This is a genomic window from Streptomyces sp. NPDC001536, from assembly GCF_042894505.1.
Classification (GTDB): Bacteria; Actinomycetota; Actinomycetes; order Streptomycetales; family Streptomycetaceae; genus Streptomyces.
The window spans coordinates 81,125-102,211 of the sequence record NZ_JBIAVQ010000014.1 but is presented as its reverse complement, the minus strand read 5'-3'; the positions used below and the strand labels follow the sequence as shown (position 1 = coordinate 102,211).

22 protein-coding genes are annotated in these 21,087 nt (G+C 70.1%); 15 read left to right on the top strand and 7 right to left on the bottom strand.

The window, feature by feature from the left end:
• Nucleotides 1-96: 96 nt before the first annotated feature.
• Both ACFY0U_RS32925 and ACFY0U_RS32920 read right to left on the bottom strand, forming a co-directional pair.
• Complete coding sequence (locus ACFY0U_RS32925; RefSeq protein WP_388642056.1) at nt 97-1,461, bottom strand: aspartate aminotransferase family protein; 1,365 nt, start codon at nt 1,459-1,461, stop codon at nt 97-99.
• 19 nt (nt 1,462-1,480) lie between these two features.
• On the bottom strand, nt 1,481-1,996 hold the full coding sequence (locus ACFY0U_RS32920; RefSeq protein ID WP_046261928.1) for an Lrp/AsnC family transcriptional regulator: 516 nt from the start codon (nt 1,994-1,996) through the stop codon (nt 1,481-1,483).
• A gap of 170 nt (nt 1,997-2,166) precedes the next feature.
• Here ACFY0U_RS32920 and ACFY0U_RS32915 point away from each other — a divergent pair, with 170 nt between their 5' ends.
• From ACFY0U_RS32915 to ACFY0U_RS32885, 7 genes are all read left to right on the top strand, one after another.
• Complete coding sequence (locus tag ACFY0U_RS32915) at nt 2,167-3,606, top strand: gamma-aminobutyraldehyde dehydrogenase (protein ID WP_388642055.1); 1,440 nt, start codon at nt 2,167-2,169, stop codon at nt 3,604-3,606.
• Nucleotides 3,607-3,736: 130 nt separating this feature from the next.
• Nucleotides 3,737-4,927: a spermidine/putrescine ABC transporter substrate-binding protein gene (locus ACFY0U_RS32910; protein WP_388642053.1), complete on the top strand. Its 1,191-nt coding sequence runs from the start codon at nt 3,737-3,739 to the stop codon at nt 4,925-4,927.
• Between the two features lie 111 nt (nt 4,928-5,038).
• Nucleotides 5,039-5,395, top strand: a complete 357-nt coding sequence (locus ACFY0U_RS32905; protein ID WP_388642051.1) for a sortase-dependent protein — start codon at nt 5,039-5,041, stop codon at nt 5,393-5,395.
• Nucleotides 5,392-6,003 (top strand): class F sortase, encoded by a 612-nt coding sequence (locus ACFY0U_RS32900; RefSeq protein WP_388642049.1) that lies wholly within the window; start codon nt 5,392-5,394, stop codon nt 6,001-6,003. Before ACFY0U_RS32905 ends, ACFY0U_RS32900 begins: the two co-directional genes overlap by 4 nt.
• Nucleotides 6,000-6,491 (top strand): RNA polymerase sigma factor, encoded by a 492-nt coding sequence (locus ACFY0U_RS32895; RefSeq protein WP_388642047.1) that lies wholly within the window; start codon nt 6,000-6,002, stop codon nt 6,489-6,491. The genes ACFY0U_RS32900 and ACFY0U_RS32895 overlap by 4 nt, the downstream gene beginning before the upstream one ends.
• The gene (locus ACFY0U_RS32890; RefSeq protein ID WP_388642046.1) at nt 6,475-6,930 is read left to right on the top strand and encodes a hypothetical protein; all 456 of its coding nucleotides are present in this window, start codon (nt 6,475-6,477) and stop codon (nt 6,928-6,930) included. Before ACFY0U_RS32895 ends, ACFY0U_RS32890 begins: the two co-directional genes overlap by 17 nt.
• Before the next feature lie 56 nt (nt 6,931-6,986).
• Nucleotides 6,987-7,502, top strand: a complete 516-nt coding sequence (locus ACFY0U_RS32885) for a hypothetical protein (RefSeq protein ID WP_388642045.1) — start codon at nt 6,987-6,989, stop codon at nt 7,500-7,502.
• Here the strand turns inward: ACFY0U_RS32885 and ACFY0U_RS32880 are convergent.
• Nucleotides 7,495-8,643 (bottom strand): serine hydrolase domain-containing protein, encoded by a 1,149-nt coding sequence (locus ACFY0U_RS32880; protein ID WP_388642043.1) that lies wholly within the window; start codon nt 8,641-8,643, stop codon nt 7,495-7,497. The two genes, ACFY0U_RS32885 and ACFY0U_RS32880, sit on opposite strands and share 8 nt — an antisense overlap.
• A gap of 271 nt (nt 8,644-8,914) precedes the next feature.
• Between ACFY0U_RS32880 and ACFY0U_RS32875 the strand changes: the two genes are divergently transcribed.
• A complete protein-coding gene (locus ACFY0U_RS32875; RefSeq protein WP_388642041.1) occupies nt 8,915-10,576 on the top strand; it encodes an RNA polymerase sigma factor in 1,662 nt (553 codons plus the stop codon).
• On the opposite strand, the gene ACFY0U_RS32870 is transcribed toward ACFY0U_RS32875, so the two are convergent.
• Entirely contained in the window at nt 10,558-10,941 is a 384-nt protein-coding gene (locus ACFY0U_RS32870; protein WP_388642039.1) for a winged helix-turn-helix transcriptional regulator, read from the bottom strand. The genes ACFY0U_RS32875 and ACFY0U_RS32870 overlap by 19 nt on opposite strands.
• On the opposite strand from ACFY0U_RS32870, the gene ACFY0U_RS32865 reads away from it, so the two are divergent.
• On the top strand, nt 10,940-11,533 hold the full coding sequence (locus ACFY0U_RS32865; RefSeq protein WP_388642037.1) for an NADPH-dependent F420 reductase: 594 nt from the start codon (nt 10,940-10,942) through the stop codon (nt 11,531-11,533). The genes ACFY0U_RS32870 and ACFY0U_RS32865 overlap by 2 nt on opposite strands.
• A 68-nt stretch (nt 11,534-11,601) precedes the next feature.
• On the opposite strand, the gene ACFY0U_RS32860 is transcribed toward ACFY0U_RS32865, so the two are convergent.
• Complete coding sequence (locus tag ACFY0U_RS32860) at nt 11,602-12,285, bottom strand: glycerophosphodiester phosphodiesterase (protein WP_388642036.1); 684 nt, start codon at nt 12,283-12,285, stop codon at nt 11,602-11,604.
• A 45-nt stretch (nt 12,286-12,330) separates the two neighbouring features.
• Entirely contained in the window at nt 12,331-13,392 is a 1,062-nt protein-coding gene (locus ACFY0U_RS32855) for an adenosine deaminase (RefSeq protein WP_388642034.1), read from the bottom strand.
• Nucleotides 13,393-13,542: 150 nt separating this feature from the next.
• Here ACFY0U_RS32855 and ACFY0U_RS32850 point away from each other — a divergent pair, with 150 nt between their 5' ends.
• On the top strand, nt 13,543-14,493 hold the full coding sequence (locus tag ACFY0U_RS32850; protein ID WP_388642032.1) for a DUF4190 domain-containing protein: 951 nt from the start codon (nt 13,543-13,545) through the stop codon (nt 14,491-14,493).
• A gap of 87 nt (nt 14,494-14,580) precedes the next feature.
• On the opposite strand, the gene ACFY0U_RS32845 is transcribed toward ACFY0U_RS32850, so the two are convergent.
• The gene (locus ACFY0U_RS32845; RefSeq protein WP_388642030.1) at nt 14,581-15,138 is read right to left on the bottom strand and encodes an NADAR family protein; all 558 of its coding nucleotides are present in this window, start codon (nt 15,136-15,138) and stop codon (nt 14,581-14,583) included.
• A 209-nt stretch (nt 15,139-15,347) separates the two neighbouring features.
• Between ACFY0U_RS32845 and ACFY0U_RS32840 the strand changes: the two genes are divergently transcribed.
• From ACFY0U_RS32840 to ACFY0U_RS32820, 5 genes are read left to right on the top strand one after another with little or no spacing between them, the layout of a single operon-like run.
• A complete protein-coding gene (locus tag ACFY0U_RS32840; protein WP_388642028.1) occupies nt 15,348-16,883 on the top strand; it encodes a gamma-aminobutyraldehyde dehydrogenase in 1,536 nt (511 codons plus the stop codon).
• Between the two features lie 52 nt (nt 16,884-16,935).
• On the top strand, nt 16,936-18,183 hold the full coding sequence (locus tag ACFY0U_RS32835; protein WP_388642026.1) for a spermidine/putrescine ABC transporter substrate-binding protein: 1,248 nt from the start codon (nt 16,936-16,938) through the stop codon (nt 18,181-18,183).
• A complete protein-coding gene (locus tag ACFY0U_RS32830) occupies nt 18,180-19,343 on the top strand; it encodes an ABC transporter ATP-binding protein (protein ID WP_388642024.1) in 1,164 nt (387 codons plus the stop codon). Before ACFY0U_RS32835 ends, ACFY0U_RS32830 begins: the two co-directional genes overlap by 4 nt.
• Nucleotides 19,343-20,272 carry an ABC transporter permease gene (locus ACFY0U_RS32825; protein WP_388642022.1) on the top strand — a complete coding sequence of 310 codons (930 nt, stop codon included), beginning with the start codon at nt 19,343-19,345 and terminating at the stop codon, nt 20,270-20,272. Before ACFY0U_RS32830 ends, ACFY0U_RS32825 begins: the two co-directional genes overlap by 1 nt.
• Nucleotides 20,273-21,073, top strand: a complete 801-nt coding sequence (locus ACFY0U_RS32820) for an ABC transporter permease (protein ID WP_388642020.1) — start codon at nt 20,273-20,275, stop codon at nt 21,071-21,073. It begins immediately after the preceding gene.
• Nucleotides 21,074-21,087 lie beyond the last annotated feature (14 nt).

Sequence of the window (21,087 nt, the reverse complement as noted above, 5' to 3'; positions counted from 1 at the left end):
CCGGACAGCACGCGGCCCCGGGCGCCCGTTTCTCACTCGAACGGGCGGCACCGGGGCCGTTGTTGATCATCCAGGAGGAAGATCAGTGCGCGATGATCAGAGCTTGGTCCACGCCTCGGTGAGGGTCGCTCGCAGGATCTGCTCGATCTCGTCGAAGGTCTCCTGGTTGGAGATCAGCGGCGGCGCGAGCTGGACGACCGGGTCGCCACGGTCGTCGGCGCGGCAGTACAGGCCGTTGTCGTACAGCGCCTTGGAGAGGAAGCCGTACAGGACGCGCTCGGTCTCCTCGTCGGTGAAGGACTCCTTGGTCGCCTTGTCCTTCACCAGCTCGATGCCGTAGAAGAAGCCGTTGCCGCGGACGTCGCCGACGATCGGCAGGTCGTACAGCTTCTCCAGAGTCGCGCGGAAGGCGCCCTCGTTGTCGAGCACGTGCTGGTTGAGGCCCTCGCGCTCGAACAGGTCGAGGTTGGCGATGCCGACCGCGGCGGAGACCGGGTGGCCGCCGAAGGTGTAGCCGTGCAGGAAGGTGTTGTCGCCCTTGTAGAACGGCTCGGCCAGGCGGTCGGAGATGATGCAGGCGCCGATCGGGGAGTAGCCCGAGGTCATGCCCTTGGCGCAGGTGATCATGTCCGGGACGTAGTCGAACTTGTCACAGGCGAACGTCGTACCGAGGCGGCCGAAGGCGCAGATCGTCTCGTCCGACACGAGCAGGACGTCGTACTGGTCGCAGATCTCGCGCACCCGCTGGAAGTAGCCGGGCGGCGGCGGGAAGCAGCCGCCCGCGTTCTGCACCGGCTCCAGGAAGACCGCGGCGACCGTGTCCGGGCCCTCGAAGAGGATCTGCTGCTCGATCTGGTCGGCGGCCCAGCGGCCGTAGGCCTCGGGGTCGTCGCCGTGGATCGGGGCGCGGTAGATGTTGGTGTTGGGGACCTTGTGCGCGCCCGGGACGAGCGGCTCGAAGGGGGCCTTGAGGGCCGGCAGGCCGGTGATGGACAGGGCGCCCTGCGGGGTGCCGTGGTAGGCGACCGCGCGGGAGATGACCTTGTACTTGGTGGGCTTGCCGGTGAGCTTGAAGTACTGCTTGGCGAGCTTCCAGGCGGTCTCGACCGCCTCGCCGCCACCGGTGGTGAAGAAGACCTTGTTGAGGTCGCCCGGGGCCTCGTGCGCGAGGCGCTCCGCCAGCTCCACGGCCTTCGGGTGGGCGTACGACCACACGGGGAAGAACGCCAGCTCCTGCGCCTGCTTGAAGGCGGTCTCGGCGAGCTCGGTGCGGCCGTGGCCGGCCTGGACCACGAACAGGCCCGCGAGACCGTCGAGGTAGCGCTTGCCCTTGTCGTCGTAGATGTAGGTGCCCTCGCCCCGGACGATGGTGGGGACCGGGGAGTTCTCGTACGAGGACATGCGGGTGAAGTGCATCCACAGGTGGTCGTACGCGGTCTGGCTGAGGTCCTTGGTGCTCACGGTTATCGGGTCCTCACGGTTATCGGGTTCCCCACATGTAGGTCTGCTTCTTGAGCTTCAGATAGACGAAGCTCTCGGTGGAGCGCACGCCGGGGATGGCGCGGATGCGTCGGTTGATGACCTCCAGGAGGTGGTCGTCGTCCTCGCAGACGATCTCCACCATCAGGTCGAAGGAGCCCGCGGTCATCACCACGTACTCGCACTCGGCCATGGAGGTCAGCGCGTCGGCCACGGACTCGACATCGCCCTCGACGTGGATCCCGACCATCGCCTGGCGCCGGAATCCCACGGTGAGCGGGTCCGTGACGGCGACGATCTGCATCACGCCCTGGTCGAGCAGCTTCTGGACGCGCTGGCGCACGGCCGCCTCGGAGAGGCCGACGGCCTTGCCGATGGCGGCGTACGGCCGGCGGCCGTCCTCCTGGAGCTGTTCGATGATGGCGAGGGAGACGGCATCCAGATGAGGAGTGCCGTTCCTGGACTCGCGGGAGTCCCTGTGCTCTGCGCTTCGACTGGCCACGACCTCACTGTGCACGACGTCTCGATGGTTTCGCAAGGCCACAGCAATGAAATTCGTTGTTTACGGGAGTGAGTACTGCGGATTTCGCAGCCGTGGTGCGATCAGGGGTGTTGAAAACGTGGGTGAGGCGATTAGGGTGGGTGTCTCAACCAATGGACAGTTCGACCCGACACAGGAGGCCGGCAGTGAGCACCGAGCTGCGTCGTCTGCGCAACTACATCGACGGTGAGTTCCGGGACGCCGCCGACGGACGGACCACCGAGGTGGTCAACCCCGCGACGGGCGAGGCGTACGCGACCGCTCCGCTGTCCGGAGCGGCGGACGTCGACGCCGCGATGAGCGCGGCCGCCGCCGCCTTCCCGGGCTGGCGCGACACCACCCCCGCCGAGCGCCAGAAGGCCCTCCTGAAGATCGCCGATGCGTTCGAGGAGCGCGCCGAGGACCTCATCGCGGCCGAGGTGGAGAACACCGGCAAGCCGATCGGGCTCACGCGGTCCGAGGAGATTCCGCCGATGGTGGACCAGATCCGGTTCTTCGCCGGTGCGGCGCGGATGCTGGAGGGCCGTTCGGCCGGTGAGTACATGGAGGGGATGACCTCGATCATCCGCCGTGAGCCGGTCGGCGTCTGTGCGCAGGTCGCGCCCTGGAACTACCCGATGATGATGGCCGTGTGGAAGTTCGCGCCGGCGATCGCGGCCGGCAACACGGTCGTGCTGAAGCCCTCGGACACCACCCCGGCCTCGACCGTCCTCATCGCCGAGATCATGGGGTCGATCCTGCCCAAGGGTGTCTTCAACGTCGTCACGGGCGACCGTGACACCGGCCGGCTCATGGTCGAGCACCCGACCCCGGCGATGGCCTCCATCACCGGGTCCGTGCGTGCGGGCATGTCCGTCGCCGAGTCCGCGTCCAAGGACCTCAAGCGGGTTCACCTGGAGCTCGGTGGCAAGGCGCCGGTCGTGGTCTTCGACGACACCGACATCGCCAAGGCCGTCGAGGACATCTCCGTCGCGGGCTTCTTCAACGCCGGGCAGGACTGTACGGCCGCGACGCGCGTGCTCGTGCAGGAGGGCATCCACGACGAGTTCGTGCAGGCGCTCGCGAAGGCCGCCGCCGACACGAAGACGGGGCAGCCGGACGACGAGGACGTGCTGTTCGGTCCGCTCAACAACCCGAACCAGCTGAAGCAGGTCTCCGGGTTCATCGAGCGGCTGCCGGCTCACGCCAAGGTCGAGTCCGGTGGCCACCAGGTCGGTGAGAAGGGGTACTTCTACGCGCCGACCGTCGTGTCCGGGCTCAAGCAGGACGACGAGATCATTCAGAACGAGGTCTTCGGACCGGTCATCACCGTCCAGTCCTTCTCGGACGAGGACCAGGCCGTCGAGTGGGCCAACGGGGTGGACTACGCGCTGGCTTCCTCGGTGTGGACCAAGGACCACGGGCGGGCCATGCGGATGTCGAAGAAGCTGGACTTCGGGTGTGTGTGGATCAACACGCACATTCCGTTGGTGGCGGAGATGCCGCATGGGGGCTTCAAGAAGTCCGGCTATGGCAAGGACCTGTCGGGGTACGGGTTCGATGACTACACGCGGATCAAGCACGTGATGACGTCCCTGGACGCGTAGCCGTTCGGTGGCCCCGGGTGGAGATGAACTCCCAGCCGGGGCCGCTGTTCGACAGGGTGTCCGTCACCTGTTCCACGGCTCGACGCAGCGTCGATTGTCCGGCCACAGACAGGCGCGGCATGCTGCCTCAATGGCCCTCCCACTGCACAAGCCCCGGCTCACCCGCCGTTCCCTGCTGCGCGCGCTCGGCGGTGGCGCGGCGCTGGGCGCGCTCGCCGGGTGCGGGGTGCCCGCCGCGTACGTGTCCGCCGGGGACCGTGCCGTGCCCGACCGGTCCGCCATCGACAAGCGGCTGACGTGGGCGAACTGGCCGCTCTACATCGACACGGACGACGACGACTCGACGAAGCGGCCGACGCTGGACGCGTTCGGGAAGAGGACGGGGATCACCGTCGACTACGTCGAGGAGATCAACGACAACGACGAGTTCTTCGGCAAGATCAGCCCCGCGCTGATGAACCACCAGCAGACCGACCGCGATCTGATCGTCATCAGCGACTGGATGTGCGCCCGGTTCGTCCGGCTCGGCTGGGTCCAGGAGATGGACCGGGCGAACCAGCCCAACGTCACGAAGTACCTGGACCCGCTGCTGAGGTCGCCCGCCTTCGACCCGGGCCGCACATTCACGGTGCCGTGGCAGTCCGGCATCACCGGCATCGCGTACAACCACCGCAAGCTGGGCCGCGAGATACGGAGCGTCAAGGATCTCTGGGCGAGCGACCTCAAGGGCCGGGTGACCCTGCTCTCCGGGCTCGACGAGGCGTTCGCGCTGCTCATGCAGGGCAACGGCGTCGACATCAGGACGTGGAGGGCGGCCGACTTCGACACGGTCTGCGACCAGGTCGAGCAGCATGTCCGCAGTGGTCGGATCCGCCGCTTCACCGGCAACGACTACACCAAGGACCTCGTCACCGGCGACGTCCTGGCCTGTCAGGCGTACTCCGGAGACGTCATCCAGCTCCAGGCCGACAACCCCGACATCCGCTTCGTCGTCCCCGAGGAGGGCGCGGAGCTGTGGTCGGACTCCCTGATGATCCCCGACCGGGCCCTGCACAAGGCCAACGCCGAGCGGCTGATCGACTACTACTACGAGCCCGAGGTCGCCGCGGAGCTCGCCGCCTGGGTCAACTACGTCTGCCCGGTTCCGGCGGCCCGCGAGATCCTCGCCGCGTCCGACGACAAGGACACCGCGGAGCTCGCCGAGAACCCGCTGATCTTCCCCGACGACGAGATGCGCGAGCGGCTCGTGATCGCCCGGGACATCACGTCCAAGGAGCGGGTGGGGTTCGCGAAGCGGTGGAACGCGATCGTGGGGTTGTAGGCCGCCCGCCGATGGCTTTGCCATCTCTTTACAACCCCGTCCGCCGCTGACTCGTCTCTCCGCTCGATCCGTCCCGCACCCCGCGGGCGGACCGACGAAAGAGAGCGATTGATGCGCCGAACCGGCCTCAGTGCCCTGGCCCTCGCCTGCGCCGCCGTCCTGGCGGGCGCGGTGCCCGCGTTCGCTGACGGGACCGCGACCCCGAGCCCCGTCCCGAGCGCCACGACCGCCCCGAGCGCCGAACCCAGCGTGGCGCCGACCGGCTCCGCCGAACCGAGCGCCGCGCCGACCGAGGCGCCGGCCTCGGACCAGGTCTCCGTCGTGCCCAGCGGGGCGCCCGACACCGGCGTCGCCTCGTCCGGGTCCGGTGGCTCCGGCGTCCTGGTCGGCGGGGGCGCCGCCTCGGCCGTCGTCCTGGCCGGCGGGGCCGTCCTCCTCGTACGGCGTCGGCGGGCGACCGGCGCATGAGCCCGCTCTCCAGGCGTGCCTTCACCGCTGCGGCGCTGACCATGCTGCTGGCGGGGTGCGGCGGCCCGGGGGCCACGAGCGGGGAGACCACGGCAGCGGGCGGCGCCTCCGGTACGCCGTCGCCCGTCAAGTCGGCCACCCCACAGGGGCGTTCGGTCCCGGTGCGGCTGCGGATACCGGAGATCGGGGTCGACACCCCCGTCATGCGGCTGGGGCTGGCCCCGGACGGCACCGTGCAGGTGCCTCCGGTCACCGCGCACGACCGGGCCGGCTGGTACGAGCACTCGCCGACGCCGGGGCAGACCGGTCCGTCGGTGCTCCTCGGCCATGTCACGGTCGGCTCGTACGGGGACGGGGTCTTCCGGCGGCTGGGGGAACTGCGCCGGGGTGACCGCGTCGAGGCGCGCCTGGAGAACGGCGGCACGGCGGCCTTCGCCGTCACCGAGGTCCGTACGGTCGACAAGGCCGACTTCCCGGCCGGGGCCGTGTACGGGAACGTCGACCGGCCCGAGCTGCGTCTCATCACCTGCGGCGGACCCCGGACCGGTGCCGGGTACCGCGACAACGTGATCGTCTTCGCCGCGGCCATCTCTTCAGGAGCACGTTGAAACGGTCCCGAGAGAGGGCGGCGTCCGACCTGTTCGCCGCCCTCTACCCCCGCCTCGCCGGCTGGTGCCGCCGGCTCGTCGACGACGACGAGACGGCCCACGAGATCGCCTCGGAGGCCTTCACCCGGCTGTGGGCACGCTGGACGGCCGTGGAGGAACCGCGCGGCTTCCTCTACGTCACCGCGGCCAACCTCGTCCGCGACCACTGGCGCAAGCTGGAGCGCGAGCGCAGAGCCGTGCGCCGGGCCGGCAACGAGGTCGCGGTGAGCCCGTACGACGAACAGGCCGACCCCGCCGTACGCCTGCTCGTCCAGTCCCTGCCCGAGCGACTGCGCGTCCCGATCCTGCTCCACTACTACGCTGACATGCCGATCCGCGAGGTGTCCGTGCTGACCGGACGCAAGGAAGGAACCGTCAAGGCCGACCTCCACGCGGCCCGCGAACTGCTCCGCGCCCACCTGAGGAGAAGCCTTGATCACACGCCCTGACGACGATCCGGGCCTCGACCCGGACGACCCGCTCACCATCCTGCTGCGGCCCCCCGCCGACCGTCTGGGCCCACCCCCTGGCCGCTACGAGGCGATCCGGCGCGGTGCGACCCGGCGCAAGCTGCTCCGCGCGGCGGCGGGAACCGCAGTGGCCTGCGGTCTCGCCGCCGCCGTCCTGCTGCCGCTGCGGCTGACGACGTCCGAGGCCCCCGCGTCCCCGACGGTCCCGCTCGCACCGCCACCCGCGAGCAGCGGACCCGCGACCGTGCCGCCGCCTTCGGCCGTGCCGTCCACAGCCGGGGAACCCTCGGCCGGGCAGTCCTCGGCCGTGCCGTCCCCGACGGAGACGTCGGTACCCGTCAGCCCCCGGGTCCCCTCGGCCACGCCGTCCACCGCGCCCACCCCCACCGCCGAGCCGACGCCCGCGGAGCAGCCGTAGAAGCGACCGCCGAAAGACATTTTGAACATGTTCAATTCCAGGCGTACGCTCCTGCCATGAGCGACAGAGCCGCCCTGCTCAAGGGCATCCGCGCCTGGTTGGTCCTGTTCGTCGTGTGCCTGGTGCTCAGCGGCGCCACGGCCTTCCCCCTCGTCCACGAACTGCGCTGGACCGAGGACCTGTTGCGGCACCTGCCCACCCCCGACCCGCTGATGGACTGGATCGTGCGGGTCCGCCAGGGTCTCGACACCGCCGACAGCGACTACCCCTTCCTCCTCTACGGCACCGACTGGCTGGCCTTCGCGCACCTCGTCATCGCGGTCGCCTTCTACGGCCCCTACCGCGACCCCGTGCGCAACATCTGGGTCGTCGAGTTCGCGATGATCGCCTGCGCCGGGATCATCCCGCTCGCGCTGATCTGCGGGCCGATCCGCGGGATTCCGTTCTGGTGGCAGGTGATCGACATGTCGTTCGGGGTGTTCGGGGTGATCCCGCTGTACGTCGTCCGCAGGAAGATCAAGCGGCTGGAGGCGCTCACGCCGGGCAACGCGTGGGCCGTGGCCGCTACTTGACCGCGGCCATGATGATCCGGGTGACGACCGGGTTCGCGTCCGCGCTCTTCGCGTCCGTCGAGTTGACCGAGTAGGCGACGGTGCGGCCGAGGTCCTTGGTGGCGGCGATCGCCGAGCTGTAGCCGTACCGGCCGCCGGACTTGACCCAGTAGACCGTCCCCTCGATCTCGAAGCGCTGGAGGCCGCCCGCGCTGTAGCTGGCGCCGGTGATGTCCGTCGGGACCGCGAAGACCTCCTTCATCTTCGACTTCGGCACGATCCGCCCCTCGAAGAGCGCGGTGATCAGCCGTTCCAGGTCCGCGGTCGTCGAGATCATGTCTCCGGCCGCGAACCGGTCCGCCTGGTTCCACTCGGTGACGTCCAGGAACTCGGTGGTCCCGTCGGCCCGCTCCACCTTCTGGTAGCCGAGGTTGTGCGGGCCGAGAATGCGGGGGTCGGTGCCCGGGAAGTAGGTGTCCCGCATTCCGGCCGGCGCGAGCACGAGCCGGGTGGCCTCGGTGGCGTACGGCTGCCCGGTCACCTTCTCGATCAGCAGGCCGAGGAACGTGTAGTTGATGTTGAGGTAGTGCTGCTGCTTCCCCGGGCAGAACTCCGGCGCCTTCGCGCCCGCCGACTTGGCGACCCGCTGCGGGGTGAGCGTGTCGAAGCGGTGGGCGTACAGCTCCTCGAAGGTGGTGCCGAGGCTGTCACCGGCCGGGATACCGCTGGTGTGGTCCAGCAGTTGCCGTACGGTGATCGGGCGGAACTGCCTGCCGAGCAGACCGGGCAGGTAGTGCTGAACCGGCTTGTCCAGGTCGATCCAGCCCTCGGCCGCCAGACGCAGCACGGCCGCGGCCGTCACCACCTTCGTCGTCGACCCGGCCCGGAACCGCGCGTCCGGGTCCGCCGGCCGGCCGCTCTCCAGGTCGTGCACGCCCGAGCCGCCCCGCCAGCTGCCGCCGCACCCGCCGACCCGGACGAGCGCGGCGGTCGCGTCCGCGTCCGGGAGTCCGGCGAGCGCGGTGCGCAGCGCCTTGGCGTCCGGCGCGTCCGTGGTGCACTCGGCGGCGGCCGGGGCCGCGGCGAAGGCGGGGGCGGCGAGGGGTCCGGCGGCGAGGGCGAGAGCCAGGGAGAGGGTGAGGACGGACGTACGGGTGCGCATCTGAGGCTCCAGGGGGTGTGGGGTGGCTGTGATCATCCTGTGCCGCTGCGGCTGTTCCCGGATCGTCGGCGAGGAGGGCGCCCGACCCTGAACGCTCGCGGGTCAACTGCCCATATGTGTAGGGGAGTTGTCGGGGGGAGTCCCTAGGGGGACAGAAAAGTGTTATCGCGGAGTCCTTCACTCCGTCTCCACGCTGTGATCTCCGGCATAGCCATGACCCCGGGGCCGCCTGAGAGGGTGCGTGCAGAACCGAACCGAGGGACGGAACGACGTGGACACGCGGCAATGGCGCGACACCATCGCGGCCGCGCAGGCCGGTGACCGGCAGGCGCTGGACGACCTGGTCGCGGGCTGGCTGCCGCTGGTCTACAACATCGTCGGCCGCGCCCTGAACGGTCACGCCGATGTCGACGACGTCGTCCAGGAGACCATGCTGCGGGCCGTCGACAACCTCGGTTCGCTGCGTGACCCGGACAGCTTCCGGTCCTGGCTGGTCGCCATCGCCATGCGCCAGATACGGGACCGGGCCCGGCGCCGCACCGCCCCCGCCCCGCTGGCGGAGGCGGCCGCGGGGGACGCCGCCGACTTCGCCGAACTCACCGTCCTCAGGCTCCAGTTGGAGGGGCAGCGGCGTGAGGTCGCGGAGGCGGTGCGCTGGCTCGACGACGAGGACCGGCAGCTGCTGTCGCTGTGGTGGCTGGAGGTCGCGGGCGAACTGACCCGGCGCGAGCTGGCGGCCGCCGCCGGCATCAACCGGCAGCATGCCGCGGTGCGCGTCCAGCGGCTCAAGGAGCGCGTGGAGACCGCGCGCGGCATCGTGCGGGCCCTCGACGGCGCCTGCCCGGACCTGCGCGAACTGACCGGCCGCTGGAACGGGCGGCCCGACTCCGTCTGGCGCAAGCGGCTGGCCCGGCACATCCGGGGGTGCGGCTACTGCGGGGACACCCGCGAGGCCGTCGTACCGGCGGAACGCCTCCTCGTCGGCATCGCGCTCGTCCCGCTCCCCGTCGGCTTCACCCTCTCCCTGGCCTTCGGCGGCAAGACGGCGGTGGCCGCCACCGCCGCGGCCACGTCCGTCGGCTGGTCCGCCAAGGCGATGGCCGCGCTCACCCAGCCCGTCGTCGCCGTCACGGCGGGGGCGACGATCGTGGCGGGCGGCGCGTACGTCGTCACCCAGCCCTCGGACAGCCCGCCGCCCCGCGTGGTCGCCGGCCCCACGGCGGCCAGCACGGCCCGACCGCCGGTGACGGTCTCGCCGTCGGCCGTGGCGACCCCCTCGCCGTCCCCGAGCCCGTCGCCGAAGAAGGTCGATCTCTACGGCACGGTCGTCGACGCCGTCGACCAGGCCCCCGACCCCTCCGCCGAGCCCGCCGCCCTGCCGCACCGCCCCGAGTCCGGGATCACCAGCACCTGGGGCGCCAGGGCCGTCATGCAGCACCGCGGCGAGAAGGTGACGCTCAGCGGGCAGGGCTACGTCCTGGTCCGCTGGCAGATCGCCCCGCAGTCACGCTCCGGCGGGCTGACCATGCCGACCTGGACGGGTCTGAAGGGCGAGCTCTTCCATGTCGCCTCCGGCGGCGGCCGCCGTATGGACGACGTCTACACCGGCACCGACACGACGGGCATGGGCAGCCCCTCCATCGGCTGGACGGTGCTGCCCGACGGCGCCCAGCAGATGTGGCAGAACGAGTACTTCTACCTCGACGGCACCGTCACCCTCAACCAGAACGAACGCGGCGCCGACTACGGCCTCACCGTCTTCCCCTCCACCTGGCAGGCGGCCGAGGAGGACGTCCGGTACGGCCCCCCGCAGGGCGCGATCCGCTACGGGCTGGTCCGCGACAACGGCAAGGACACGGCGCCGGTACCGCAGTACGTCACCCGGGAGAACCCCGCCGATCCGGCGACGGTGGCTCAGCGCTCCCGGGTGTAGCGGTCCTGGGCCTCCATCACCTCGTCGCCGTGCTCGAAGGCCCAGGCGCCGAAGGCGTCGATCGGGGCGAGCAAGGTCCGTCCCAGGTCCGTGAGTTCGTACGCGACGCGGCTTCCCCCGGACGCGCGGCGCTGGACGAGCCCGTTGAACTCCAGCCGCCGCAGCGTCTCGGTGAGCACCTTCTGGCTGATGCCGCCGATGCGGTCCCGGAGCTCCCCATGGCGCACCGGACCGTCCCGCAGCGCCCAGAGCACCACGGCGTTCCAGGTGTTGGAGAGAAGGTCGAAGGCGAGACGGGCGCGGCAGTCGGCGAGGTACGTCACGTACCGAATGGTGCCCGAACGGCTTCCTACAGTCCTGCCCATGCGTATAGGGATTCTCGGTACGGGCGGAATGGCGGACGCGCTGGGCACGCGGTGGCGGCGGGCCGGGCACGAGGTGGTGGCCGGGAGCCGGTCACAGGGAGGGGTGCGGGAGGCGGCCGGGTTCGGGACGGACGCGGTGCTGCTCGCGGTGCCCTACGAGGCGGTGGTGGACGTGGTCGCGGGGCTCGAAGAGGTGCTGCGCGGACGGGTGTTGATCGACTGCACCAACCCGGTGGGCCACCCCGGTTTCCGGCTGCTCACGGCGGGCGGTCCGTCGGCCGCCGAGCGGATCGCGGCCGCCGCACCGGCCTCGCGGGTGGTCAAGGCCTTCAACCTCTGCCACGAGGACGTCTGGCGCCTGACCCCGCCGGTCTTCGACGGCCGCCCGCTGGCCGTGCCGCTGTGCGGGGACGACGAGGGGGCCCTGGATGTCGTACGACGACTCGTGCGCGACCTCGGTTGTGAGCCGCTGAACGCCGGCGGGCTCGACCGGGCCGGGTTGGTGGAGGCGACGGCGGCGCTGCTCATCGGGCTGTGGGTGGGGGAGGGAGCGGACGCGCAGGCGATCGCGCCCCCGCTCCAGTGGACTTAGGGCTGCCGGTCCGGTGCATCCGGTGCGAGCGGCTCCCCGTGATGCCGGCATGCTCCGCCGGACGGGACCTACTCGTCGCGCAGGGCGCAGAGGGCGTCGACGCGGTTCGTGGTGATCGAGTCGACGCCCGCGGCGATGAGCCGGCGCATCGAGCGGACCGTGTCGGGGGTCCAGACGGAGACGAGGTAGCCGTCGCGGTGGACGCGCTCGGCGAGGGCCTTGTCGACCAGCCCGAAGCGGTAGTTGAGCCAGCGCGGGCGGACCGCGTCCAGCAGAGCGGGGCGCGGCGGGGCCAGCGAGGTCCAGGTCAGGGCGATCTCGGCGGCCGGGTCGGCGGCGCGCACGGCGAGCATGGCGGGGGCGCCCGCGCAGTAGTACACGCGGTCCTCGGCACCGCTCTCGCGTACGACGTCCACGACCCGGCGGACAGCCCGCACGTCCGGAGAGCCCGGCAGGTCGAGCATCAGCCGGGCCCCCTCGGCCACCGCCAGCGCCTCGGCCAGCGTCGGCACCCTGGCGTCCGTGAGCCCGCGGACCTCGTCCGCCGACAGGGACGTGAGCGGCCGGTCGTGCTCCCACAGCCGCTTCAGCGTGTGGTCGTGCAGCAGCACGGGGACGCCGTCCCGGGTGAGGCGTACGTCGATCTCGACGGCGTCCGCGCCCAGTTCGAGCGCGGAACGCACGGAGTCGAGCGTGTTCTCACGGACGCGGTAGGGGTCGCCGCGATGGGCCACTGCGGTCAGCTTCTGCATGGGCCCATTGTGGTGGGCAGGTCCCTTGGCGGTCAGCCCGGGCACTCAGGGCGCGAGCCACGCCTCGGTGTACGTGTCGATCTCGTCCTTGATACGGGTCTTGCCGGGCTCGTCGAGGAAGGACGCCTCGACCGCGTTCTTGGCGAGGTCGGCCAAGCCGCGCTCGTCGAGGTCGAGGAGGCGGGCGGCGACGGCGTACTCGTTGTTCAGGTCGGTGCCGAACATGGGCGGGTCGTCGGAGTTGATGGTGACGAGGACGCCGGCCTTCACGAACTCCTTGATGGGGTGCTCGTCGAGGTGGCGCACCGCGCGCGTGGCGATGTTGGAGGTCGGGCACACCTCCAGGGCGATCCGCTCCTGGGCGAGATGGGCGAGCAGCTTCTCGTCCTGGGCGGAGCTGGTGCCGTGGCCGATGCGCTCGGCGCGCAGGTGGGTCAGGGCGTCCCACACGGTCTCCGGCCCTGTCGTCTCCCCGGCGTGCGGCACCGAGTGCAGGCCGGCCGCGATCGCGCGGTCGAAGTACGGCTTGAACTGCGGCCGCGGTACGCCGATCTCGGGCCCGCCGAGTCCGAAGGAGACGAGGCCCTCGGGGCGCAGCCGGTCGTCGGTGGCGAGCCGCACGGTCTCCTCGGCGGAGGCCAGCCCCGCCTCGCCGGGGATGTCGAAGCACCAGCGCAGCACGGTCCCGAACTCAGCCTCCGCCGCCTTGCGGGCGTCCTCGATCGCGTCCATGAACGCGCGTTCGTCGATACCGCGGCGGGTCGAGGAGTACGGCGTGATGGTCAGCTCGGCGTAGCGCACCTGCTGCCGGGCCAGGTCGCGGGCCACCTCGTACGTCAGCAGCCGTACGTCCTCCGGCGTGCGGATCACGTCGACGACGGACAGGTACACGTCGATGAAGTGGGCGAAGTCCGTGAACGTGAAGTAGTCGGCCAGGGCCTCGGGGTCGGTGGGGACCTTGGAGTCGGGGTGGCGGGCGGCCAGTTCGGAGACGATCCGGGGGGAGGCGGAGCCGACGTGGTGGACGTGCAGTTCGGCCTTGGGCAGCGAGGCGATGAAGGCGTGCAGGTCGCGCGGGACGCTGGGCTCGATGAGGTGCTCGGTCAAGGTTCCTCCCCGGAACGGCGCCCTCGGCCGGCGTGCGGCGGGCGCGGGTGATCGGCTGATCGATGACTCGGGATCATCGTAGGCCGACCGGTTGCCGGGACGGGACCTGGTCGTAGCATGACGGGGCACACGACGGAGGGGGTCCCGAACATGTCCGACGAGCCGCGGCCGCCGGAGGACGAGACCCCGCGGCCGACTGCGCCGACGGCTCCGGGAACGGGGCTGGACAAGGGTGACGCGTCGGGGGAGCGGGGTCACTGGGCGTCGCCGGCGGGCGACGGGACGGCCGAGCCGGCCGCCACGGCGGAGGAGGTGCCGCTCGCGCCGTCGGGTGACACGACGTTCGGGTCGACCGGTGGTGCGGTCGGCGGGGTGGTCGGTGCGGGGCGCGGTGGGGTGTTCGGCGCGGAGCCGAGCGCCGAGAAGCCGACTCCGTCCTCCGGGCATGCGCCCGCCTCGTCGTCCGGCGATGTCTCCGCGTCCCCCTTCGCCCCGACCGGCGACGCGCCCGCGGGCTCCGGCGACGCCCCCGCCTGGCCGCCCCCATCCGTCCACGACCAGCGGACGGTCGCCCAGATGCCGGGCGCGGACGGCACGGCCGCCACGCCCTCCGCGCAAGCATGGGCCAACCCTTTCGCCCCGCCCGGGCAGACCACCAGCGCCGATCCGTTCGCCCCGCCGCCGAACCCCTTTGCACCCCCGACCGGCCCCACCCCCTATCCCCAGGGCGGCCACGTCCCGCCACCTCCCATCGCCCCCGACGGCCCGGGCCAGGTGCCCTACGGATATCCGGGCGCCGGCTACGGCTACCCGGGCCCCGCGCCGCAGGGCCACTACAACTGGCCCGGCATGCAGCCGCAGCCCAGCAACGGGATGGGCACCGCCGGTCTGGTCCTCGGCATCCTCGGAGCCATCGTCTTCTGCCTCTGGCCGCTCGCGATCATCCTGGGCATCCTCGGCGTGATCTTCGGCGCGATCGGCAGGGGCAAGGCGAGGAGAGGCGAGGCCGACAACCCGGGCCAGGCCCTGGCCGGGATCATCTGCGGGGCAGTGGGCATCGCACTGGGCATCGGCATGGTCGTACTGCTGATACTGACCTGAGCGGAAGCGCGCCCTTCAGGCGCGCGGGCTGTGCCGATGTACGGCTGCCGCCGCGGGGGCGCGACCAGCCCCCACCGGCCGGCGGACTCAGCGAAGCCGCAACCGATCCCGCGCCGCCATCAACGCGAACCCCAGCAGATTCGCCCCCCGCCACCGCTCCGGATCCAGCGCCCCCTCGTCCGTGGCCGTGAGCCCGATCCCCCACACCCGGTCCACCGGACTGGCCTCGACCAGCACCCGCTCTCCCGTTCCCAGCAGAAACGACCGCAGCCCGGCGTCCGCGTGGAACTTGTGCACGCTGCCCTCGACGACGATCCGGAAGCGCTCGCGCTCCCAGGTCGTCTCGTCGAAGCCCCGGACCAGCCGCCCCTCCTTCTTCGCCACCGAAGGATGTCCCGCGGCCAGCACCCGGCGCTCCGCCTCGGCGTCGCCGAACAGCCGCGCCTTGCCCGCCATCATCCAGTGCTCGGCGGTCGCATACGTCACTCCGTCCACCACGAACGGTGAGGGCCACCACTGGCTCAGACAGCTCGCCCCGATCCGGCCGTCCGGCAGCGGGCGATGTCCCCAGAAGTGGAGGTACCTGACCCTCGCCCCCGTCCGGACCGCCCTGACCAGGGTGTCCCGAGAATCGATCTTCGTCATGCATGCGAGTCTGGCAGGAACCACTGACACTCCGTCCTGGCTTTTCGATGCCAGCTCGACACCTGGTCGACAGATTCCGTCGCGTAACTAAAAGGCAACAACGGAATCCCTTGTCGGACGCCACTTGCTCTGTCAGGATCGGCACTCAAATCGAGCTGGAGCCACGCCCCGCCTGCGGGAAACGTGGGCCGGCGGCGGAGGAGAGCGACATGCACAACCCGGGCAACGCCACCCCGGACCGATTCCCCGCGCAGGAGCGCTTCGCGGACGGTGCGCAGTTCATCGCGGGCCGCCTCACGAAGGGCACCTCAGGACGGACACACGCGGTCGTCGACCCCGCGACCGGCGAGGAGGTCTACACGTACGAACTGGCGAGCACCGCCGACGTGGACGCGGCCGTCGCCGCCGCGCGCGAGGCCTTCCCGGCCTGGGCCGCCACGACGCCCGGCGAGCGCTCGGACGCGCTGCACCGCTTCGCCGCCGTACTCGCCGACCGCGCCGAGGAATTCGCCCGCGCCGAGTCCCTCCAGTGCGGCAAGCCGCTGAAGCTGACGCGCGAGTTCGACGTGCCGGGGACCATCGACAACACCGCCTTCTTCGCGGGCGCGGCCCGGCACCTCCAGGGGCAGTCCGCCGGGGAGTACTCCGGCGACCACACCTCGTACGTCCGTCGTGAGCCCATCGGTGTCGTCGGCTCCATCGCCCCCTGGAACTACCCGCTCCAGATGGCCGCCTGGAAGGTCCTCCCGGCCATCGCCGCGGGCAACACGATCGTGCTCAAGCCCGCCGAGCTCACCCCCCTGACCTCGCTGCTCTTCGCCCAGGCCGCCACCGACGCCGGGATCCCGGACGGGGTCGTCAACATCGTCACCGGCACCGGCAAGGAAGCCGGCGAGCATCTCGTCGGGCACCCCGACGTCGCCATGACCTCCTTCACCGGGTCCACCGCCGTCGGCAAGCGGGTCGCCGAGATCGCCACCGCCACCGTCAAGCGCATCCACCTGGAGCTCGGCGGCAAGGCGCCCTTCGTGGTCTTCGACGACGCCGACCTGGACGCCGCCGTCAACGGCGCGGTCGCGGGCTCGCTCATCAACACCGGCCAGGACTGCACGGCCGCCACGCGCGCGTATGTGCAACGGCCTCTCTATGACGCGTTCGTGGAGAAGACGGCCGAGCTCATGGCCCAGGTCCGGCTCGGCGACCCCTTCGCCGCCGGTACCGATCTCGGCCCCCTCATCTCGCACGTCCAGCGGGACCGGGTCGCCGCCTTCGTCGACCGTGCGCGTGGCTACGCGCGCGTGGTGACCGGCGGTGAGGCTCCTCAGGGAGATCTCAAGAACGGCGCGTACTATCTCCCCACCCTGGTCGCGGACGCCGCCCAGGACAGCGAGATCGTCCAGTCCGAGCTCTTCGGACCGGTCCTCGTGGTCCTGCCCTTCGACAGCGACGACGAGGGCATCGAGCTCGCCAACGACACCCCGTACGGGCTCGCCGCCTCCGCCTGGAGCCGCGACGTCTACCGGGCGAACCGCGCCACCCGCGAGATCAAGGCGGGCTGCGTCTGGATCAACGACCACATCCCGATCATCAGCGAGATGCCCCACGGCGGGTACAAGGCGTCCGGCTTCGGCAAGGACATGTCCTCGTACTCGTTCGAGGAGTACACCCAGATCAAGCACGTCATGTTCGACAATACGGCGGTCGCCAGGAAGGACTGGCACCGCACGATCTTCGGGGACCGATAGAGCAGCAGGCCGTCCGACCGCGGCCGAACCCTCCCGAAAGGGCACCACGCGCATGGAGCAGTACGAGCCCGACCGCCTGAGCCCGGCCCAAGTGGCCGCCATGCGGCGCAGCTTCCGCAACGGCCGGGCCGCCATGACCCGGCGGTCCCTGTTGCGCGCCTCCGCGGGCGGCGCGCTCGCGGTCGGCGGCCTCGGGGCCCTGACCGGCTGCGGTATCCCCGCGGCGGGCAACACCAAGGGCGGAGTCTCCGCGGAGGACCACTCGGCCAAGGAGAAGGTCGTCAACTTCTCCAACTGGACCGAGTACATCGACGTGGACGAGAGCGAGAAGCACCACCCCACGCTCGACCAGTTCAAGCAGCGGACCGGCATCACGGTCAAGTACACCGAGGACATCAACGACAACGTCGAGTTCTTCGGCAAGATCAAGCCGCAGCTCGCCGCCGGCCAGGACACCGGCCGCGACATCATCGTCCTCACCGACTGGCTCGCGGCCCGGCTGATCCGCCTCGGGTGGGTCCAGAAACTGGACCCGGCGAACCTGCCCCATGCGTACACCAACCTGTCGGCGCAGTTCCGCAACCCCGACTGGGACCCCGGCCGTGCCTACTCGTACGTGTGGCAGGGCATCTCGACCGTCATCGCGTACAACAAGAAGTCCCTCGACGGCGTCGAGGTGAAGTCCCTCTCCGACCTGCTCGACAACCCCAAGCTCAAGGGCAAGGTCGGTTTCCTGTCGGAGATGCGCGACAGCATCGGCATGACCCTGCTCGACATGGGCAAGGACCCGGCGAACTTCACCGCCGACGACTACGACGCGGCGATCGCCCGGATCCAGAAGGCCGTCGACAAGGGCCAGATCCGCCGCTTCACCGGCAACGACTACACCTCCGACCTGAGCAGCGGCGACTTCGCCGCCTGTATCGCCTGGGCCGGTGACGTCGTCCAGCTGAAGGCGGACAGCCCGGACATCGACTTCCTGATCCCGGACAGCGGGTACATCACGTCGACGGACAACATGCTCATCCCCAACAAGGCCCGTCACAAGACGAACGCCGAGCGGCTCATCGACTACTACTACGAGCCGAAGCCGGCCGCCGAGCTCGCCGAGTACATCAACTACGTGACGCCCGTCGACGGGGTGAAGGCCGAGCTGGAGAAGCTCGACCCGGATGCGGCGAACAACCCGCTGATCATCCCGGACAAGGCCATGGCCGCGAAGTCCCACGCCTTCCGCTCGCTGAGCTCGAAGGAAGAGACCGAGTTCGAAGAGAAGTTCGCGAAGCTGACTGGGGCGTGACCACCGTGACGAACAAGACAGACAACACCGGCGACGTCCGCCTCTCGGGCATCAGCAAGACGTACGACAACGGCTTCACCGCCGTGCAGCCGCTGGACCTGACCGTGCCGCAGGGGTCCTTCTTCGCCCTGCTCGGCGCCTCCGGCTGCGGCAAGACCACCACCCTGCGGATGATCGCGGGTCTGGAGGAGCCCACCACGGGCACCGTCTCGCTCGGCGAGCAGGACGTGACCCACCTGCCGCCGTACAAGCGGCCGGTGAACACGGTCTTCCAGTCCTACGCCCTCTTCCCGCACCTCGACATCTTCGAGAACGTCGCCTTCGGTCTGCGCCGGCGTGGCATCAAGTCGGTGAAGAAGCAGGTCGAGGACATGCTGGAGCTCGTGCAGCTCGGTGAGCAGGCGCGTAAGAAGCCGCACCAGCTCTCCGGCGGCCAGCAGCAGCGTGTCGCGGTCGCCCGGGCGCTGATCAACACCCCCAAGGTGCTCCTCCTCGACGAGCCCCTCGGCGCCCTCGACCTCAAGCTGCGCCGCCAGATGCAGTTGGAGCTCAAGCGCATCCAGACCGAGGTCGGCATCACCTTCATCCATGTCACGCACGACCAGGAGGAGGCCATGACCATGGCCGACCAGGTCGCCGTGATGAACGCGGGCCGCGTCGAGCAGCTCGGCTCGCCGTCCGACCTGTACGAGAACCCGCAGACCACCTTCGTCGCCAACTTCCTCGGCACGTCGAACCTGATCGAGGCCGAGGTCGACGCCAAGAGCGGCGACGACATCGTCCTGAAGGCCGGCGGCGGCAAGCTCGTCCTGCCCGAGTCGCGATGTTCGGCGCCCACGCGGACCGGCGGCAAGGTGCTGGTCGGCGTCCGCCCGGAGAAGATCTCCCTCACCCACGCCGACGACGCCGGCGAGATCCCCGAGGGCCGCAACCGCATCACCGGCAAGATCGCCAACGGCAGCTTCATCGGGGTCTCCACGCAGTACGTCATCGACAGCGCGGTCTGCCCCGAGTTCGAGGTCTACGTCCAGAACATCGAGCGGGACTCCCGCCTCGTGCCCGGCGCCGACGTCGTCCTGCACTGGAGCCCGGCGCACACCTTCGGACTCGACGCCGCCCAGGACATCGACGCCGGCATCGACGAAGCGGTGGCGGTCTGATGACGACCCTCACCGAGGCGCCGCCGCCGCTCTCCCCGACCGCGCCCGAGAAGAAGCCCCCGCGCAAGCGCGGCCGTCTCGTGCCGTACTGGCTGCTGCTGCCCGGCATCCTGTGGCTGCTGGTCTTCTTCGCGCTGCCGATGATCTACCAGGCCTCCACGTCCGTGCAGACGGGCTCGCTGGAGGAGGGCTACAAGGTCACCTGGCACTTCGCCACCTACTGGGACGCGCTGTCCGAGTACTGGCCGCAGTACCTGCGCTCGATCCTGTACGCGGGCTCGGCGACGATCCTGTGTCTGATCCTCGGCTACCCGCTGGCGTATCTGATCGCGTTCCGCGCGGGCCGCTGGCGGAACCTGATCATGATCCTGGTGATCGCGCCGTTCTTCACCAGCTTCCTGATCCGCACCCTCGCCTGGAAGACGATCCTCGCGGACAGCGGCCCGGTCGTCGGCGCCCTCAACACCCTGCACGTCCTGGACGTCACCAGCTGGCTCGGCTGGACCTCCGGCGACCGCGTGCTGGCCACGCCACTGGCGGTGGTGTGCGGTCTGACGTACAACTTCCTGCCGTTCATGATCCTGCCGCTCTACACCTCACTGGAGCGCATCGACACCCGCCTCCACGAGGCCGCCGGCGACCTGTACGCCAAGCCGATCACGACCTTCCGCAGGGTCACCTTCCCGCTGTCGATGCCGGGTGTCGTCTCCGGCACGCTGCTGACCTTCATCCCGGCCGCCGGTGACTACGTCAACGCGGACCTGCTCGGCTCGACGGACACCCGCATGGTCGGAAACGTCATCCAGTCCCAGTTCCTGCGGATTCTGGACTATCCGACGGCCGCGGCGCTCTCCTTCATCCTGATGGCCGCCATCCTCGTCATGGTCACGGTCTACATCCGCCGGTCCGGAACGGAGGATCTGGTTTAAATGGCCTTCGTCAACTGGCTCAAGCGCAAATTCGTCATCATCGCGGGACTGCTGACGCTCGGATATCTCCTGCTGCCGAACATCGTCGTGACGGTGTTCTCCTTCAACAATCCGAAGGGGCGCTTCAACTACGAATGGCAGCAGTTCTCCCTGGACGCCTGGAAGGACCCGTGCGGGGTCGCCGACATGTGCGGCTCGCTCTCGCTCAGCCTCCAGATCGCGTTCTGGGCCACGATCGGCGCCACCGTCCTCGGCACGATGATCGCCTTCGCGCTGGTCCGCTACCGGTTCCGCGCCCGCGGCGCCGTGAACTCGCTGATCTTCCTGCCGATGGCGATGCCCGAGGTCGTCATGGCGGCCTCGCTGCTCACCCTGTTCCTCAACATGGGCGCGCAGCTGGGCTTCTGGACGATCCTCATCGCCCACATCATGTTCTGCCTCAGCTTCGTCGTCACCGCCGTCAAGGCGCGCGTGATGTCGATGGACCCGAGGCTGGAGGAGGCCGCGCGTGACCTCTACGCCGGCCCGTTCCAGACCTTCGTCAGGGTCACCCTGCCGATCGCGGCACCGGGAATCGCGGCGGGCGCGCTGCTCGCCTTCGCGCTCTCCTTCGACGATTTCATCATCACCAATTTCAACGCGGGCTCGACCGTCACCTTCCCCATGTTCGTCTGGGGTTCGGCACAGCGCGGCACACCCGTTCAGATCAATGTGATCGGTACGGCCATGTTCCTGGTCGCCGTACTGCTCGTGCTGGCCTCTATGGTCATCAGTAATCGCCGCAACAAGCAAAAGGCATAAGCCTTTCAGAGAAC